This window comes from Pseudomonas fortuita, assembly GCF_026898135.2.
GTDB lineage: Bacteria > Pseudomonadota > Gammaproteobacteria > Pseudomonadales > Pseudomonadaceae > Aquipseudomonas > Aquipseudomonas fortuita.
In genome coordinates this window covers 2,249,080-2,265,844 of sequence record NZ_CP114035.2, presented here as the reverse complement: position 1 = coordinate 2,265,844, position 16,765 = coordinate 2,249,080, and the positions used below count along the sequence as shown (strand labels likewise).

General features: G+C 63.7%; 16 protein-coding genes. 7 read left to right on the top strand and 9 right to left on the bottom strand.

Features of this window, described 5'->3' with window-relative positions; genetic code table 11:
- Window positions 1–91: 91 nt before the first annotated feature.
- The 4 genes from OZ911_RS10420 to OZ911_RS10405 all read right to left on the bottom strand — a co-directional run bounded on the left by OZ911_RS10420 (window position 92) and on the right by OZ911_RS10405 (window position 4,649).
- Window positions 92–1,036 (bottom strand): LysR family transcriptional regulator, encoded by a 945-nt coding sequence (locus OZ911_RS10420; RefSeq protein ID WP_060518766.1) that lies wholly within the window; start codon window positions 1,034–1,036, stop codon window positions 92–94.
- 81 nt (window positions 1,037–1,117) lie between these two features.
- Window positions 1,118–1,828: a YebC/PmpR family DNA-binding transcriptional regulator gene (locus OZ911_RS10415; RefSeq protein ID WP_016486024.1), complete on the bottom strand. Its 711-nt coding sequence runs from the start codon at window positions 1,826–1,828 to the stop codon at window positions 1,118–1,120.
- Window positions 1,829–1,925: 97 nt separating this feature from the next.
- The gene (locus OZ911_RS10410; RefSeq protein ID WP_070086461.1) at window positions 1,926–3,317 is read right to left on the bottom strand and encodes an FAD-dependent oxidoreductase; all 1,392 of its coding nucleotides are present in this window, start codon (window positions 3,315–3,317) and stop codon (window positions 1,926–1,928) included.
- A gap of 15 nt (window positions 3,318–3,332) precedes the next feature.
- Entirely contained in the window at window positions 3,333–4,649 is a 1,317-nt protein-coding gene (locus OZ911_RS10405; RefSeq protein WP_023048825.1) for an MFS transporter, read from the bottom strand.
- Window positions 4,650–4,893: 244 nt separating this feature from the next.
- Between OZ911_RS10405 and OZ911_RS10400 the strand changes: the two genes are divergently transcribed.
- Window positions 4,894–5,763 carry a LysR substrate-binding domain-containing protein gene (locus OZ911_RS10400; protein WP_023048826.1) on the top strand — a complete coding sequence of 290 codons (870 nt, stop codon included), beginning with the start codon at window positions 4,894–4,896 and terminating at the stop codon, window positions 5,761–5,763.
- Between the two features lie 141 nt (window positions 5,764–5,904).
- The gene (locus OZ911_RS10395; protein ID WP_023048827.1) at window positions 5,905–6,276 is read left to right on the top strand and encodes a DUF2784 domain-containing protein; all 372 of its coding nucleotides are present in this window, start codon (window positions 5,905–5,907) and stop codon (window positions 6,274–6,276) included.
- Here the strand turns inward: OZ911_RS10395 and tam are convergent.
- Window positions 6,266–7,042, bottom strand: coding sequence for a trans-aconitate 2-methyltransferase (gene tam / locus OZ911_RS10390; RefSeq protein ID WP_016486020.1), 777 nt, complete (start codon window positions 7,040–7,042; stop codon window positions 6,266–6,268). The two genes, OZ911_RS10395 and tam, sit on opposite strands and share 11 nt — an antisense overlap.
- Before the next feature lie 104 nt (window positions 7,043–7,146).
- On the opposite strand from tam, the gene OZ911_RS10385 reads away from it, so the two are divergent.
- Entirely contained in the window at window positions 7,147–7,326 is a 180-nt protein-coding gene (locus OZ911_RS10385; RefSeq protein WP_016486019.1) for a hypothetical protein, read from the top strand.
- 3 nt (window positions 7,327–7,329) lie between these two features.
- Here OZ911_RS10385 and OZ911_RS10380 read toward each other — a convergent pair whose 3' ends face one another.
- A complete protein-coding gene (locus tag OZ911_RS10380) occupies window positions 7,330–8,745 on the bottom strand; it encodes an amino acid permease (protein WP_016486018.1) in 1,416 nt (471 codons plus the stop codon).
- Between the two features lie 325 nt (window positions 8,746–9,070).
- Here OZ911_RS10380 and OZ911_RS10375 point away from each other — a divergent pair, with 325 nt between their 5' ends.
- On the top strand, window positions 9,071–10,495 hold the full coding sequence (locus OZ911_RS10375) for an aminotransferase-like domain-containing protein (protein ID WP_016486017.1): 1,425 nt from the start codon (window positions 9,071–9,073) through the stop codon (window positions 10,493–10,495).
- 141 nt (window positions 10,496–10,636) lie between these two features.
- On the opposite strand, the gene OZ911_RS10370 is transcribed toward OZ911_RS10375, so the two are convergent.
- A complete protein-coding gene (locus OZ911_RS10370; RefSeq protein ID WP_023048829.1) occupies window positions 10,637–11,875 on the bottom strand; it encodes a Zn-dependent hydrolase in 1,239 nt (412 codons plus the stop codon).
- Window positions 11,876–11,906: 31 nt separating this feature from the next.
- Entirely contained in the window at window positions 11,907–13,211 is a 1,305-nt protein-coding gene (locus tag OZ911_RS10365; RefSeq protein WP_070086462.1) for an MFS transporter, read from the bottom strand.
- A gap of 290 nt (window positions 13,212–13,501) precedes the next feature.
- Between OZ911_RS10365 and OZ911_RS10360 the strand changes: the two genes are divergently transcribed.
- The 3 genes from OZ911_RS10360 to OZ911_RS10350 all read left to right on the top strand — a co-directional run bounded on the left by OZ911_RS10360 (window position 13,502) and on the right by OZ911_RS10350 (window position 15,971).
- Complete coding sequence (locus OZ911_RS10360) at window positions 13,502–14,410, top strand: LysR family transcriptional regulator (RefSeq protein ID WP_070086463.1); 909 nt, start codon at window positions 13,502–13,504, stop codon at window positions 14,408–14,410.
- A 103-nt stretch (window positions 14,411–14,513) separates the two neighbouring features.
- Complete coding sequence (locus OZ911_RS10355; protein ID WP_023048831.1) at window positions 14,514–15,311, top strand: SDR family NAD(P)-dependent oxidoreductase; 798 nt, start codon at window positions 14,514–14,516, stop codon at window positions 15,309–15,311.
- A 117-nt stretch (window positions 15,312–15,428) separates the two neighbouring features.
- Window positions 15,429–15,971, top strand: a complete 543-nt coding sequence (locus OZ911_RS10350) for a WYL domain-containing protein (RefSeq protein WP_023048832.1) — start codon at window positions 15,429–15,431, stop codon at window positions 15,969–15,971.
- 52 nt (window positions 15,972–16,023) lie between these two features.
- Here OZ911_RS10350 and nfsB read toward each other — a convergent pair whose 3' ends face one another.
- A complete protein-coding gene (nfsB, locus tag OZ911_RS10345) occupies window positions 16,024–16,677 on the bottom strand; it encodes an oxygen-insensitive NAD(P)H nitroreductase (protein WP_023048833.1) in 654 nt (217 codons plus the stop codon).
- Between the last annotated feature and the right edge of the window lie 88 nt (window positions 16,678–16,765).

Here is a 16,765-nt window from a genome sequence, read left to right as displayed (position 1 = left end):
GTTTACCCGCGAAGAGGCCGGAACAGGCAACACTATGCCCCCAGTCTAGGCACCTATCCCCCGGCGAATAACCCCGCCTTGCGCATACCTGCTATGGCAAACCCGCATGCCCGCCCTGCACGCCAAACTGCGACTGACGCCACAGCTCGAACACCCGGTTGCGCAACCAGCGATGCTCGGCCGAAGCCTGCAGCCGCTGGTGCCACACCACCCAGTAGCGCTGGCTATGCTCGATAAAGCCCAACGGCCGCCAGGCCAGGTCATGCAAGCGGCACAGTTGCCGGGCGATGTGCTCGGGCACGGTGGCCACGGCATGGCTGTTGGCAACGACCTTTACGGTGGCGGAAAAAAACGGCACTTCCAGGCTGACACGCCGCTGCAGGCCTTGGGCGCGAAGGTGACGGTCGATGAAACTGTCCTTGTCGCCACCGCCAGAAATCCGCACATGCTTGTGCGCCAGGTAATTGGCCTGGCTGAGCGAGGTGTGGGCGGCCAGCGGGTGATCGTGGCGCATCAGGCACACCGCGCGGTCCTCACCCAGCAAGCGCCCGTGCAGGTTGGGTGGCGACTCGTCGAACAAGGTGGTTGCCAGGTCGATTTCGCCGCTGGCCAGCAACGCATACTGGCCGGCCTGCCAGGTACGGTACTCCAGCGATACGCCGGGCGCTTCGCGTTCCAGCGCGGCCACCAGTAACGGCAGCATGTGCTCGGCCACGTAGTCCGAAGCGGCCAGGCAGAAACGGCGCTCACAGCGCGCTGGATCGAATACGGCGGGCTGGCGCAGGGCGTGCAGTTCTTCGAGGACCTGGCGTAGCGGTTCAACCAGGGCTTCGGCGTATTCGCTGAGTACGTAGCCGCGGCCTTGGCGAACCAGCAACGGGTCGTCGAAGGCTTCGCGCAGGTGGGCCAACTGGCGGCTGAGGGCCGACTGGCTGACGCCCAGGCGCTCGGCGGCGTGGCTGAGGTTTTTCAACTGCAGCAAATGGTCGAGGGTGCGCAGGTGGGCGAGGCTGAGGGAGGCGAAGGTGGGGTTCATGCAGGCTGCCTGCGGTGGCATTCAAGGGCCTATTCGCGGGCAAGCCCGCGAAGGGCCGCAAAGCGGCCCCGGATACACACATTAGTCAGTGAGGCCGACGTAGACGTTCTGCACGTCATCGTTCTCGTCGATCGCTTCGAGGAACGCTTCAACCTCAGCCAGTGCTTCAGCACTCAGGCTGGCTGCGCTCACCGGGTTCTTCGGGGTATAGCCGATTTTCGCCGCGGTCACGGTGAAGCCGTGCTCCGGCAGGGCCTTCTGCACGGCATCGAGGTCAGTGGTGTCGGTAATGAACAGGGTCGAGCCCTCTTCTTCACCTTCTTCGAAGTCCTGAGCGCCGGCTTCGATGGCCGCCATTTCCGGGTCGGCGTCACCTTCCGGGGTGGCTTCGATCAGGCCGACGTGGTTGAAGTCCCAGGCCACCGAGCCGCTGGCACCCAGCTGGCCCTTGCGGAACAGCACACGGATTTGCGCGACGGTGCGGTTGACGTTGTCGGTCAGGCACTCGACGATCAACGGCACCTGGTGCGGCGCGAACCCTTCGTAGGTTACTGCCGAGTACTGCACGGCATCACCGTCCAGACCAGCGCCCTTGCGAATCGCCCGCTCCAGGGTTTCACGGGTCATCGAAGCCTTCTTGGCTTGCACGATGGCCAGGCGCAGGCGTGGGTTCATGTCGGGATCGGCGCCCGATTTGGCAGCGATCTGGATTTCCTTGGACAGCTTGCCCATGACCTTGCCTTTGGCATTGGCCGCTGTTTCTCTATGTTTGGCTTTCCACTGTGCGCCCATGTCGACTCTCTTGTTTCAGCGGCCGGTTCAGGAAGCGACCGGCCAAAAGTGGGGGCATTTTATACGCCCTCGAGCATGGGATCGACAAGAAATCTCATCAGCCTTTATCGGCTTTGCCCGCCGCCGCCGCAAACCGCGCCAGGCGCACATCCAGGCGACGCGGCCGCAAGCCGTGATCCTCGGCGCGCTCCTTGCGACGGATGGCATTGCGCACCATCAGCGAGCCCAGGTAGCGGATCGGTTCGGGCGGGAACAGCCCCAGCGGCCCCTTGACCAGCGGCGAACGGGTCCACGGGTTATCCAGCCCCAGCGCCAGCGACGAAAGAATCTGCCCGCCCATATGACACGGGCCAACGCCGCTGCCGGAGTAACCAAAGCCGTAGAACACGTTGCCCTGACCGTCCAGGCGACCAAAGAACGGCAAGCCGGTCACCGAACGGTCCGACGGCCCGTTCCAGCTGGCCGCCAGTGGCACCTCGGCCAAGGCCGGGAAAAACTCGCCAAGGGTTTCGCGCAGCAAGGGCCGGTACGGCGAAGGCTGGTCGAATACCGGCAGCATGCGCCCGCCATACGCGAAGGTGTTGCCACCCTTGCCGAGCATCAGCCGACCATCAGAGGTGTTGTGGTAGTAATGCACGAAAATACGCGAGTCGAGCACGCTGATTCCGCTGTCCAGGCCGGTCTGGCCGAGCAGTTCGGGGCACGGCTCGGTGATCACCATGTCGCTGGAAACGATCGCCACACTGCGCTCGAACTGCGGGAAGGCGCGTGCCATCCAGGCATTGAGGCCCAGCACCACGCGGTCGGCGCGCACGGTGCCATGAGCGGTGCGTACCTGCACCGGGGCACCGTGCTCCAGGCCAGTCATGGCTGTGCCTTCATGAATGCGCACGCCGCGTTGCAAGGCCACCCGACGCAAGCCGCGCACCAGCTTGCCCGGCTGCACCGTGGCGGCGGCCGGCGAGAACCAGCCCTCCAGGTGCCGCGCCGAACCCGCCAGGCGCTGCACCTGCTCCAGTGGCAGGCGGCGGAACGAGTTGATCCCCTTGTGCTCCAGCGCGGCGATCACCGCATCGGTGGCGCCTACCTGGGCCGGGTTGGTGGCAGTGTACAACGTGCCGTCCAGCCGAAAGTCGCAGTCGATGCCATTGGCCGCGCAAAACTCGCCGATGCAGGCGATGCTGCGCTCCGACTCGCGCACCAGGCGCACCGCCTCGGCCACGCCGAACAGGCGTTCGAGGGTGAAGTACTTGGCCGACCAGGACAACGCGCAGCCACCATTGCGGCCACTGGCACCGGCGCCGCAGATGTCGGCTTCGATCAGCACCACCTCCAGGGCCGGTACGGCCTCCTTGAGCATCAGTGCCGTCCACAGGCCGGTATAACCGCCACCGACAATGCACACATCGCAACGGGTATCGCCTTGCAGCGGCGGGCACACCGCCTCCTGCGTGGAATCCAGGGCCTGTTGCAGCCAGAAGGGTCTCATTTGCTCGCTTTCCTTTCAGGTACGCAGTGGCTTGATTGCCATGCTGGTATTCGGTGCTACGTCGGTACTTTGTGCATTGCTGGCCGGGCGGCTGTTCCAGTGAGGTAACAGCACCAGCGCCGAGAACAGCGCGCAGCCAGCGAACACGATGAACACCGTGACGCCATCGAAGTAACCGGGTAGCAGCCCGCCCAGCACCGCCCCCACCGAGCCACAGCCGTTGACGAAACCTGCGGCGGTGGCGCCGGCCTTGGCGGTGCCGAAGTCGATGGCTGCAGCACCACTGATCATTGAGTCCGGCCCGTACAGGGTCAGGCCCATGACGAACAGCAAGGCCACCACCAGCATCACGCTACCGGTATGCATGGCCGCCATGAACGCCGCCAGGGTCATGGTCAGCAGCACCAGGCTGATCACGCAGGCCGGCATGCGCCGGGCGCCGAACAGTTTGTCGGAGGCCAGGCCGATCATGATCGGGCCTAGCAACCCCGCCAGTTCGAAGGCGGTCGGGATGATTGCCGCCCCCACCTTGCCCACCGATGGCATCTGTTCGAAGACAATCACCGGCCCCCACAACAGGATGGCGTAGCGCGCCGGCTTCAGCAGAAAGTACGCAAGCCCCAGGGTCAGCACCGTGCGGTTGCGCAGGATCTCCCTCAGCGGTGCCCACACGCTGCACAGGTTGTCCGCCGGGGCCATGCTCTGCGGCTCGGGCTCCACGGCCGGCAGGCCGACATCTTCAGGCTTGTTGCGCTGCAGGAAGAAAAACAGCACGGCCACCAGGGCCACCACTGCGGCACTGGAGAAGAACGCTGCGTGCCAGGTGCCCACCAGGGTATAGGCCCACCACCCCGCGAACGGTGAGGCCACCAGGCCGCCGAAGGCATAGCAGGAACTCCACAGGCCCAATACCCGCCCGCGCTGCGAAGCCGGGAAGAAGCTGCCGATGTTCTTGCACAAGCCGGCCCAGCCGGTGGACTGCGCCAGGCCCTGCACCAGCATGCAGGTGGCAAAGATCGGGAAGGTGGCGTAACTGCCCATCACCACTGCCGCCACTGCAGAAATCAGCAACCCGCCAAGCACCACCACACGCGGGCCGAAGCGGTCGGCGAGCATGCCCCAGGTGAACTGGCCCACAGCGTAGGCGGCCAGGTAGATGGCGTCGAGGTTGGCCATGGCGGCCTTGTCGAGCATGAAGCCTGGGTCTTCGGCAATGCCCAGCTTGGCTACCGAGAAGGCTTTACGGGTGAAGTAGAAGGCGGCGTAAGCCAGCCAGGTGATGGCGAAAATCTGGATGCGCCAACGTTTCAACGCGGCTAGGGATTGATTCATGTAAGTCTGACCTCTTGCTCAAGTGTGCCGGCAGAATGTGAAGAAACGCCTGTCTTGTTCTTGTGTTACGCACAGCGATGACAAGGCTGTCATCGGGTCAGATGGCGCCGTGTGGGTGCCATGGCCCAGGCGGTACTCGTGGTACCCGCATCGGGCTGACATTCATGGAAACAGTTGCGCTAAGATAAATAAAATCGATTTATCGTATTACACACATAAGCCCAGCTTGTTACTGAGGTCTGTCATGTCGCTTTCCCACGCACAACTGAAGGCCTTCCATGCGGTGGCCGTGCACGGCAGCTTTACCCGCGCCGCAGAAAAGCTGTTCCTTACCCAGCCAGCGGTGTCGGACCAGGTGCGCAAACTGGAGGAGCGCTTCGGCGTCTTGCTGTTCCACCGCAACAAGCGTTCGGTGCAGCTCACTGATCTTGGCGAGCGCTTGCTGGGCATCAGCCAGCGCCTGTTCGCCTGCGAGGTCGAAGCTCAAGAGCTGCTGCACGATTCGCGTGCGCTGCACACCGGCAGCCTGGTGCTGGCGGTGGATGCGCCGGTACACGTGCTGCCGCAGATCGCCCGCTTCTGCCAGCGCTACCCGGGCATCCAGGTGAAAATCGAGACCGGCAACACCGATGAGTCGCTGGCCCGCTTGTTCAGCTACCAGGCTGACCTGGCCCTGCTCGGCCGGGATGTCGATGATGAGCGCCTGCATTGCCTGCCACTGCGCCGCGACCCAATGGTGGCGTTTGTTTCGCATAACCACCCGTGGTCCAGCCGTGGCTCGATCAGCCTCGCCGACCTCGACGACACACCCCTGGTGCTGCGCGAGCCCGGCTCGGTGACGCGCCAGACGCTGGAAGAAGAGATGCAACGAGCGGGTTTGCGGATTCGCCCGGCGATCCAGGTGGAAGGCCGGGAAGCGGCGCGTGAGGCGGTGGTGGTGGGGATAGGCGTGGGGGTGGTCTCGGCGGCCGAGTTTGGCGCCGATGCGCGGGTGTGCGCGTTACCGATTGTGGATTGTCAGCGGCATTTGACCGAGACGCTGGTGTGCCTGAGCGAACAGCGTACGCGCCGGGTAGTGGCGACCTTCTTGCAGATGGTTGAGGAAGGGTTGTAAGCCTGTACCGGCCCTTTCGCAGCGCAAGGCTGCTCCTACAGAGGAATGCGATAACCTGTAGGAGCAGCCTTGTGCTGCGAAGAGGCCAGTGCAGGCCACCCGACTATGCTGGGATAACTTCAACCCCCGGGCACACTAACCATGCTCTACCGCCTGGCCGCCGACACCCTGGTCCTGCTGCACCTGGCCTTCATCCTGCTGGTGCTGTTCGGCGGCCTGCTGGTACTCAAGTGGCGCCCTGCCCTGTTCATCCACTTGCCGGCCCTGGCCTGGGGCGTGGCGGTGGAATGCCTGCACCTGGGCTGCCCGCTCACCACCTGGGAAAACCGCATGCGCAGCGCAGCCGGGGGCGCAGGCTACCAGGGCGGCTTTGTGGAGCACTACATCTGGCCACTGATCTACCCCGCCGGGCTGACACCGCACATCCAGCTGTTACTGGGCAGCGTTGTGCTGCTGCTCAACCTCGGCGTCTACAGCTACGTGGCCTGGCGATGGCACCGCCCTAGCGGGTAGCGATCACGAACAACCGCGGGAACGGCAGCAGCACCTTGCCATCGGTGGCCGGCGGGTAGTCGCGCTGCATGGCCTGCAGGTACATCTGCAGAAAGTCGCCCTGCTCCTGCTCGTCAAGCCTGGCCAGGTAAGGCCGCAAGGCCGAACCCTTGAACCACTCCACCACCGCTTCGGCGCCACCCACCAAAGGGTGGTGATAGGTGGTGCGCCACACATCCACCCGCGCACACAGCGGGCTGAGCAGGTCGTAGTAGAACGCCGCACCGTGCCGTGGCGGCAACTGGAAATCGGCGAATTTCGCCGCCCAAGGGCCTTGGCTAGCAATCTCGCGCAACTGCCGATGGGCTGGTTCGTCGAGGTTGTCGGGGGTCTGCACGGCCAGGCTGGCGCCTTCACTCAACTGACGCACCAGGTGCGGGTACAGCGAGGCGTGGTCAGGTACCCATTGCAGCGAGGCATTGGCCAGGATCAGGTCTTGCGGCTCTGGGGCGGACCAGCCGGCAATGTCGGCAATGACCGTGCGTACCCGCGGGATGCACAGCCGTTTGCGTTCGCGGGCCTTGTCGATCATGTCAGGGTCGCTGTCCAGTGCCGTCACCTGGGCATCGGGGTAGCGCTGCAGCAGCACCTCGGTGGAGTTGCCCGGGCCGCAGCCCAGGTCGGTGGCGTGGCGCACCGGCCGTGGCGGGATGGCGGCGAGCAGGTCGCGTACGGCACGGGTGCGTTCGTCTTCGAACAGGGAATACTGGTTGGCGGACCAAGCCATGTGGGGCTCCTTTTGGGCGGGCAATGTGCCTAGCATATGCCATCTGTCGACTGTGAGGGCCCTATCGCCGGAACTGACCGCCTATGCGTGAAGTCAGTCCATGTATGCGCCTGCCCATGAAGACCTACATCGCCCTCGCCATCCTGGCCCTGATCGCCGCCGCCGCCCTGCTCGGCTCGCCGTGGATGAACCAGCGCTTCCACATGCCCGCAGAAAAAACCCAGGCCCAACAACGCGAAACGGCCGGGTCCCCAAGGGAGCCGGCCGTTTCCAGGCACGAGTGACGCTTAGTGCTGCTTGCTGCTGCCAGAGCGGATCTGGTGCACCACGCCCATTGCCACCACGACTGCCGCCGCAATACCGGTGGAAATCACCAGGATCTGGTAGTCAGGCATGAAGGCCATGGTGACCAGTGCGGCCACGATGAACGCGATCACCAGGTAGGTCAGCCACGGGAACAGCCACATCTTCAGGCGCACTTCCTTGCCTTCGGCAATCAGCTTGCGGCGCATGCGCAGCTGCGAGAAGGCAATGACCAGGTACACCAGCAGGGCGATCATGCCGGTGGTGTTCATCAGGGTATCCAGCACGTCTTTCGGGCGCAGGGTTTCGCTGAAGTTGATCAGCGCACACACCACGGCCACGGCGCACGAGCCCATGATCGCGTATACCGGTACACCGGTGCCGGCGCGGGTGATCTTGAAGAACGACGGCGCATCACCCCGTTGGGCCAGGGAGAACAGCATGCGCGAAGCGGTGTAGTGGCCCGAGATCAGGCAGCTGCTCACCGAGGTCAGCACCACGAAGTTCATCAGCAGCTCGGCATACGGCACGCCCAGCAGTTCCAGGGTACGGCGATAAGCGCCATAGCCGGAAACACCCAGGTGCGGGTCGTTCCACGGTACCAGGCAGACGATCAGGAAGATCGAACCGACGTAGAACAGGCACACACGCCATACCACCGAGTTGGTGGCCTTGACGATCTGCGCGGCCGGGTCCTTGGCTTCGGAAGCGGCGATGGTGACGATTTCGGCGCCCAGGAAGGCGAACATCACCCCAAGCAATGCACCGATCACGGTGGTGATGCCATTGGGCATGAAGCCTTCGGCGGTGAGGTGGCTGATGCCACGCACTTCACCAAACTGCCAGACGTTCATCACGGCAGCGGTACACACGATCAGGAAGCAGACAATCGCGATCACCTTGATCAAGGCGAACCAGAACTCGAACTCACCGTAGTGCTTGACGTTGAAGAAGTTGACGGTAATCAGCAACAGGGTCGTGGCCAGCACGAACACGTTGACGCTGACATCCGGGAAGAAGCCATGCAGGATCTTGCCCGCCACATAGGCTTCCCAGGCCATGAGGATGACCCAGTACCACCAGTACAGCCAGCCGATGGTGAAACCGGCCCAGCGGCCAATGGCGCGGTCGGCGTAGGTGGAGAACGAGCCGGTGTCTGGCGAGGACGTCGCCATTTCACCCAGCATGCGCATGATCAGTACCACCAGGATGCCGCCCGCCAGGTAGGCCAGGACAGCGGCTGGGCCGGCGCTGTGGATCACGCTGCCGGAGCCGACGAACAAGGCGCCGCCAATAACCCCGGCGATCGACATCATCGTCAGGTGGCGCGACTTCAACGAGGCACTGAGCTTGCTCTCGTGCCCGCCTTTCGCGGTGGTGGTTGTGGATGTTGCGTCCATCAGTTGTGTACCCCGTGCTTCTTTTTATCCAAGGAAAACCGTGAAACCCCGATGGCTGGCGGTTTCACCTGTACATCAGTGCTAATGCGGGCAGGATGGTGTGAGCGAACACACGCAGGCCCTCCATGGCGGCCTGCTGACGCGCCCCAGGACGACTGCCTGAAGCGAACTGAACATGCTTTATGTGGCGATATCCGACACCTAATGTAAAAATGTCCGACGCAGAGAGCCATGCACAGTGGCATGAATCTCGCACTGCACTGTACAGGTCGCCCATGCAGTACACCCTGCAAACGCCAGGCGATACGCACCCTGAAGGCCCCGAATGTTCGAATTACATCCAGACTCCCCCACCCCGCTGGTCAACCAGATCATCGACGGGTTGCGTGAGTTGATCGACAACCAGACCCTCAAGCCGGGCGCCAAGGTCCCGTCTATACGCGCCTTTGCCGCGAGCTATTCGGTGAGCACCTTCACCGTGGTCGAGGCCTACGACCGCCTGGTCGCCCAGGGGCTGCTGGTGAGCCGTGGCAATGCGGGGTTCTTCGTCAACCGTGCGGCGGGCGAAATGCTGGACCGGCACACTACCGAGGCCGACGCCAGTCGACCAATGTTCAACTCCGAGTGGTACCTGCAGCAGATCTTCGAGATCCGTCAGTTGCCCTACAAACCGGGGTGCGGCTGGCTGCCCAACGACTGGATGTACGAAGACGGCCTGCGTCGCGGGCTGCGCCAGGTGGCCGGCAGCCCACTGGAACTGTCGGGTTACGGCGACCCCATGGGCCTGATGGAACTGCGTACGCTGACAGCGCAGAATTTGCAGCAAGAGCTTTCCATCGTCGCCAACCCGGCACAGCTGATGCTCACCCACGGTGCCAGCCAGGCCCTGGACCTGGCCGCCCGCACGCTGGTGCGCCCAGGCGATGTGGTGCTGGTCGACGACCCTGGCTACCCCAACCTGATGAGCATCCTGCGTACCCAGGGCGCAACCCTGGTAGGCGTGCCACGCACCCCGGCCGGTTACGACCTGAACCAGCTGGAGCAGTTGCTCACCCACCACCGCCCGACGGCGTTCTTCACCCAGCCGCACCTGCACAGCCCGACCTGCTCACGCACACCGCTGCCGCAGTTGCACCGCCTGCTGCAACTGGCCAGCCAGCACGGCTTCCGCCTGGTGGAAAACAACCTGTACGCCGACATGGTCACCGAACCGCAGCCATGCCTGGCCAGCCTCGACCACCTGCAGCAGGTGGTGTACGTGGGCAGCTACTCCAAGAGCATCTCGCCCAATGTGCGGGTCGGCTACATGCTGGCCAACCCCGAACTGATGCAGAAGCTGCTGCACCTGAAGATGCGCTCAGGCCTGACCACCTCGCAGGTGATGGAGCGTGTGGTGTACGCCGCGATCATCGACGGCCGCTGGCGCAAGCACCTCAAGCGCCTGCGCCAGCGGCTGGCCGAGGCGCACCAGGAAGTTGGCCGGCATCTGCATCGACTGGGCTTCGAACTGTTCACCGAATCGGATGAAGGCATGTACATCTGGACCCGCCACCCGGCGATTCCGGACAGTGCCGCATTGCTGGATGATGCGCTGGAGAAAGGCATCATGCTAGGGCCTGGGCAGTTGTTCATGGTCGATGCCAAAGCGACCGGGTGGATGCGCTTCAATGTGGCGTTCAGTACGGACCCGGCGATGTGGGAGTTGCTGGAGAAGGTGTTCGTCAAGCATGTGCGAAGGGGTGGGATGTAGTTCGCCACGACATCCTCAGCGTGGGTAAGGTTTGCAGGAACTTGTGGGAGCGGGCTTGTCCCGCGAAGGGGGCCTGGCGATGCATGGCACCGGCTTTGCCGGTGTTCGCGGGGCAAGCCCGCTCCCACAGGGTCCCCCTATTCAATGAGTTATGTCGACACGGCCTGCACGTGCCAGCACAGCGTTCAGCAGTACATCCGCGCCCTGTCGGGCATCATCAGGCAGCACGTCCTCAGCCTCGTTGTGGCTCAGGCCACCGACGCAGGGGATGAACACCATCGCCGTCGGGCAGTACCGCGCCAACAGAATGGCATCGTGACCCGCCCCGCTGACAATCGATTGCTGCGCATACCCAAGGCCATCCACCGCTTGCTGCACGGCAGCCACGCAGTCGGCATCGAACGGGGTCGCCGGGCTCACCCAGTGGCGCTCGATACGCACTTGCAGGCCGCGCTGGCTGGCGATGGCTTGCAGCTTCAGGGTCAGCTCGCGCTCCATGGCTTCGATGGCCTCGTCGCGGTGATGGCGCAGGTCGACCGTGAACTGCAGCAGGCCGGGAATGGTGTTGCGCGAAGACTTGGCAATGGAGAGCTCACCTACGGTGGTCAGGCCTTGGGGGGAAAAGTCCGCTGCCAGTTGCTCGACCGCCTGGATCATCCGCGCAGTGCCGTACAGCGCATCCTTGCGCAGCAGCATCGGCGTGGTGCCGGCGTGTGCCGCCATGCCCTCGACCGTCACGTCCAGCCAGCGGATAGCCTGGCCACCACTGACCACGCCAATGGCCTTGGCGTTGTCTTCAAGGATCGGGCCTTGTTCGATATGCGCCTCGAAATAGGCATCCACCTCGCCGCCCAGCGGGCGTTGGCCGGCGTACCCGGTGCGGTGCAGTTCATCGGCGACGCTGACGCCATCGGCATCGCGAATGGCCAGCGCCTCGGCCAGCGCGAGGCTGCCGGTGAACACCGCCGAGCCAAACATGGCTGGGGTGAAGCGCGCGCCCTCCTCGTTGGTCCATACGGCAATTTCCAGTGGCTTGCGGGTCTGGATGTTCAAGTCGTTCAGGCGGCGCACCACCTCCAGGCCGGCCAGCACGCCATACACGCCATCGAAACGGCCACCTTCGGGCTGGGTGTCGAGGTGGCTGCCCATCATGACCGGGGCGGCATGCGGGTCACTGCCGGCACGGCGGGCGAACAGGTTGCCGATGGCATCTACCGACAGGCTAAGGCCCGCTTCGCGGCACCAGTGGCTGAACAGTTCACGGCCGGCTTTGTCCTCCTCGCTGAGGGCCAGGCGGCAGTTGCCGCCGCGGGCGGTGGCGCCGACTTCGGCCATGGCCATCAGGCTCGCCCACAGGCGTTCGCCATTGCTTTTCAACATATGCGGGTACTCCAGAATAGTGGGGGTTCGATCAGGCCAGTTCCAGGCGCTGGCTACGGGCGTACTGGCGCGCCAAGGCGAGCACGCAAACCAGCGAAATGGTGGCGATCAGGGTGTAGAAGGCTGCCATCGGCCACCATTGGCCGCTGAAGGTATGGGCCAGCCAGGTGCCAATCAGCGGGGTCAGGCCGCCAGCGATCGCGCCGCAGATCTGATAGGCCAGAGAAATGGCGGTGTAGCGCACGCGGGTTGCGAACATGCCGCTGACATAGCCGGCAATCACCGCGTAGAAGGAAGCCATGCAGGCTGCGGCCAGGGCGATGCCAAGCACGATCAACGGGCCCTGGCCCGAGCTGACCAGCACGAACATCGGGTAGGGCGAGGCCATCGCCAGCAGCGCAACCAGCGCCAGGAAGCGCGTCGCACCGACCTTTTCCGACAGCCACGCCGCAAGCGGCTGCACACCGAACTGGATGATCGCCACAAAGAACAGGCATTCAAGGATCAACGAGCGCTCCAGGTGCAACTGCTGGGTGGTGTAGCTGATCATGAAAGTGTTGGTGAAGTAGACCCCGGCAATGCCCAGGGTGTTGGCGCCGATGCACAGCAACAGCGGGCGCCAGGCGGTGCGCAGCACTTCAAGGACTGGCGCCTGCTCCTTGCGCCGAGCCTTTTGCGCCTGCTCGCGGCTGGCGATGAACTCGGGTGACTCATTCACCCCCAGGCGAATCGCCAGGCCCACCAGCAGCAGCAACGCGCTGGCCAGGAACGGCACGCGCCAGCCCCAGCTCATCAGTTCCTCTTCAGGCAGGCGGGTAACCGCGCCAAAGGCCAGAAGCGACAGAATCAGGCCAGCCGGGCTGCCCAGCTGGGCGAACGAGGCGAAGAAGTTGCGCCGACCTTTGGGCGCATGCTCGCCGGCCATCAATACCGCCCCGCCCCACTCGCCGCCCACGGCAATGCCCTGGACGATGCGTAGCAGGATCAACAGCACCGGCGCGGTAGCGCCGATCTGCGCGTAAGTCGGCAGCAGGCCGATGCACACGGTAACGATACCCATCATCAGCAGGGTGATGACAAGCGACTTCTTGCGGCCGATTCGGTCGCCCACGTGGCCGAAGACGATGCCGCCCAGCGGCCGGGCGAAGAAGCCCACGGCGAAGGTGCCGAACGCGGCCATGGTGCTGAACAGGCTGTCGTCAGAGGGGAAGAACAAGGCACCGAACACCAGGGCGGCGGCGGTGGCGTAGATGTAGAAGTCGTACCACTCGATCATGGTACCGATGAACGCGGCGGCGGCTGCACGGCGCGGCTGGGCGGAAGCGGTGGGGTTCATGGGGGCTCCTTTGCTTGTTGTTCTGGCAGGAGTTGCTGGGACACGGTGGCGCTCTGGTGGCGCTTGGCCTGCTGGTTCGGTGCTGGCTTGTTCGCGGGCTCGCCCGCTCCCACAGGGGTCGCACCCTGTCTGCAACAGTGCAGTACCTGTGGGACGGGGCAAGCCCGCGAAAAAGCCGCCGCCGACACACCGGGCTTCAATGCATGCGATTTATCGGCCCGGGGCTATGATTAGTCAATTTTCTATTTATTATTCGAACTATTAGCCACGCTTATCATCGAGTCCTCGCCATGTCTGACCGCCTGCTCAACGACCGCCTCGACTGGAACCTGCTGCGCACCTTCCGGGTCATCGGCCAGGAGCTGTCCATCAGCCGCGCCGCCGCCCGCCTGCACCTCACCCAACCGGCGGTAAGCCAGGCGCTCAAGCGCCTTGAAGAGCAGCTCGGCCGCCAGCTCATTGCCCGCCGTGGGCCGCGCTTCGTGCTGACAGAAATGGGCGAGCAGCTGTTCCAGCTGGCCGGCGAGGTGTATGGGCAAATGTCGCAGATCGGCGGCTTGCTGGAGCAACCGGCGGACGAAGTGGTGGGCAAAGTGCGCCTGCTGATGATCAGCCGCATCGTCAGCGAACGCTTCGACAACTTCCTCGCCGACTTCCACCGCCAGCGCCCGCGAGTGGAACTGGAAATCGACGTGATGCGCAGCTCCGACATCGTCGCCGCCCTGCAGGAAAAAACCGCCACGGCGGGCCTTAGCCTCACCCGGCGTGCACAGCCACGGCTGGAACAGCGGCTGTTCCTGCGCCAACGCTATGCGTTTTTCTGTGGCAAGCACCATGCCCTGTTTGGCCAGGCCGAAGGCGACCTGCAACGGGAGAACTTCGTCAGTTTCACCAGCGATCAGATTGGCGGCATGTTGTCGCCACTGACCATTTTCCGAGACCTGCAAGGGTTCGCCGGGCGGATCGTGGCCTCATCGCCAAGCCTTGAAGAAGTCCGCCGGCTGGTGATCGCCGGGTTTGGCATCGGCTGCCTGCCCGAGCATGTGGTGGCACCGGATGTCGAAGCGGGGTTGCTGTGGAAGCTGGCGCCGCAGGAAGGGATTGCCGATGTGGATATTCACCTGTTGTGGAACAGGGAACAGCGGTTCAGCCGGGCGGAAGAGGTGTTTATCGAGGCGTTGCAGCGTGTCATAACCTAGCGCTTCTGAGCGGCTCCATAGACCTCGCGCGCTCGCGCTTGCCAACCTGCGTGCTTCACTAGAATGGCTTGCATCACTGCAACTCACTTACAGGAGCCATCCCATGAACATCGACCTCGGCGGACGCACCGCCATCATCAGCGGCTCGACCGGCGGTATTGGTCTGGCCATCGCCCGTGGCCTGGCCCGCGCCAATGCCGACGTGGTCATTGCCGGCCGCAGCCAGAAGTCGCTGGACGCCGCCCTCGCCGAAGTGCGCAAGCAAGGTGGGCGTGGCCAGGTGCAAGGCGTGGTCGCCGACCTGGGTACCGCCGCCGGTGCCGAAACCCTGTTCGCTGCCCACCCACGGGCCGACATCCTGGTCAACAACCTGGGCATCTACGACGACGTCGACTTCTTCGATGTAGACGACAGCGAGTGGGCGCGCTTCTACGAAACCAACGTGCTCAGCGGTGTGCGCCTGGCCCGCCATTATGCCCCGGGCATGATCGAGAAAGGCTGGGGGCGGATCCTGTTCATTTCCTCGGAATCGGGTGTCGCCATTCCTGCCGACATGATCAACTACGGCGTGACCAAGGCCGCCAACCTGGCCGTTTCCCATGGCTTGGCCAAGCGTCTGGCCGGCACCGGGGTTACCGTGAACGCAGTGCTGCCGGGCCCGACCCTGACCGATGGCGTGACCGCGATGGTGGCCGATGCAGCCAAGGCTTCCGGGCGCAGCATTCGTGAAGAGGCGGACAACTTCGTCCGCACCGCGCGGCCAAGCTCGATCATCCAGCGCGTCGCCGATGTCGATGAGGTTGCCCACCTGGTGGTATACCTCGCCTCCCCTTATTCCTCCGCCACCACCGGCGCGGCCCTGCGGGTCGACGGCGGCGTGGTCGACAGCCTCGCTATCTGAATTCAACTGGCGGCATTCGGGGAAAACTTGGATCCCATTCTATGAGAGGGTATGCTGCGCAATAGCTATACGCCACTATCCAGGCAGGTTTGACGCCTGCCTTCAAGGACGAAGCCTTTGCCCAGCCACCCAACCCGCCATACCATCGCCCGACAGTGGCAGCTGCTCAAGTTGCTGCCCGGCCGCCACCCCGGGATGAGCTCTACCCAGTTGCAGGCCGCCCTGACAACCGTGGGCCATACCACCAGCAAACGCACCGTCGAACGCGACCTGGTCGAGCTTGCCGCGTTGTTCCCGTTGCAGTGCAACAGTAAAGGCATGCCTTACGGCTGGTACTGGCAACCGGGCCTGAGCCTGAGCGAAGCGCAGCAGCTGCAACCCGACGTGCTTACCCCCCCGGACCACGTTGAACTGCATGCCTGGGTCGATGACGCGCTGGCCCGCCGCCTGGAACAATCACCCCTGTCAGCAGACATGCAACTGACACCGCAAGCGAGCGGCGGCGCCGTGCTGGTCGCTACCGTGGCCGACAACCGGGCGCTGATGGGCTGGCTGCTGTCCCAAGCAGGTTCTATCCGCATCCAGGCCCCGCTGGCGCTGCGTGTGGCCATGCTCGAACAGCTGCGCCAGAGCCTGGCACTGCACGATGGCAGTTATTGACTGGCAAGCAAAAATTCATTGTCGGGCGGGGCCGTCTGTGGCCCCGGTAATCTCACAAGAAAGTGAACACTTGCGAAGCCGGCAAGCGTGATTTGTTCAGCCCGGCGTTGAAGTCCGACTCGCTGCGATAACCCAGGCTGAGGATCACCACACTGGTAAAGCCACGCTCACGCAAGCCCAGCTCAGCATCGAGCACCTTGCTGTCGAAGCCTTCGATCGGGGTTGCATCCAGACCATGCGCCGCTGCCCCCAGCAGCGCCGTACCCAAGGCCAGGTAAGTCTGCTTTTCCATCCAGTGCTGCACGTCCTTCTGGTCATAGCGGTGCAGGTTGACGTAATGGCGGCGGCTCTGGTTTTGCCCGGCGCGGGCTTGCTCGTCACGGAAACGGCCATCGGCAGCCTCTTGATCAAGCACCGCATTGAGGTGCGCTTCGGTCATTTCGGTGCGGGTGCAGAATACGATCACGTGCGACGCATCGAGGAGCTTGGGTGTGTTGTAGGCAAAACCCTCGTTGGTACTCTTTGCCAGGCGGGCCTTGCCTTCGCCGGTATCAGCAACGATGAAGTGCCACGGCTGTGAGTTGACCGAGGACGGGCTGTGGCGCAGTTGTTCAAGCAAGGCATCGACAGTGGCCTGGGGAATACGGCGCGAGGCATCGTAGGCTTTGGTGGTGTAGCGGCGCTTGGCCAGCGAGACGGTATCCATGCAACAACTCCGGGAATCAACGGTGTATGTGGCGTGTATCTTATCTTTCCAGTACAAAAGAAAAACCGGCACAATGCAGCAACACTTT

Coding starts and splice junctions, on each gene's coding strand:
- OZ911_RS10355 (WP_023048831.1), top strand. CDS start 14,514: ATGAACATCGACCTCGGCGGACGCACCGCCATCATCAGCGGCTCGACC.
- OZ911_RS10415 (WP_016486024.1), bottom strand. CDS start 1,828: ATGGGCGCACAGTGGAAAGCCAAACATAGAGAAACAGCGGCCAATGCC.
- OZ911_RS10400 (WP_023048826.1), top strand. CDS start 4,894: ATGTCGCTTTCCCACGCACAACTGAAGGCCTTCCATGCGGTGGCCGTG.
- OZ911_RS10365 (WP_070086462.1), bottom strand. CDS start 13,211: ATGAACCCCACCGCTTCCGCCCAGCCGCGCCGTGCAGCCGCCGCCGCG.
- OZ911_RS10420 (WP_060518766.1), bottom strand. CDS start 1,036: ATGAACCCCACCTTCGCCTCCCTCAGCCTCGCCCACCTGCGCACCCTC.
- OZ911_RS10410 (WP_070086461.1), bottom strand. CDS start 3,317: ATGAGACCCTTCTGGCTGCAACAGGCCCTGGATTCCACGCAGGAGGCG.
- nfsB (WP_023048833.1), bottom strand. CDS start 16,677: ATGGATACCGTCTCGCTGGCCAAGCGCCGCTACACCACCAAAGCCTAC.
- tam (WP_016486020.1), bottom strand. CDS start 7,042: ATGGCTTGGTCCGCCAACCAGTATTCCCTGTTCGAAGACGAACGCACC.
- OZ911_RS10385 (WP_016486019.1), top strand. CDS start 7,147: ATGCGCCTGCCCATGAAGACCTACATCGCCCTCGCCATCCTGGCCCTG.
- OZ911_RS10370 (WP_023048829.1), bottom strand. CDS start 11,875: ATGTTGAAAAGCAATGGCGAACGCCTGTGGGCGAGCCTGATGGCCATG.
- OZ911_RS10375 (WP_016486017.1), top strand. CDS start 9,071: ATGTTCGAATTACATCCAGACTCCCCCACCCCGCTGGTCAACCAGATC.
- OZ911_RS10395 (WP_023048827.1), top strand. CDS start 5,905: ATGCTCTACCGCCTGGCCGCCGACACCCTGGTCCTGCTGCACCTGGCC.
- OZ911_RS10360 (WP_070086463.1), top strand. CDS start 13,502: ATGTCTGACCGCCTGCTCAACGACCGCCTCGACTGGAACCTGCTGCGC.
- OZ911_RS10405 (WP_023048825.1), bottom strand. CDS start 4,649: ATGAATCAATCCCTAGCCGCGTTGAAACGTTGGCGCATCCAGATTTTC.
- OZ911_RS10380 (WP_016486018.1), bottom strand. CDS start 8,745: ATGGACGCAACATCCACAACCACCACCGCGAAAGGCGGGCACGAGAGC.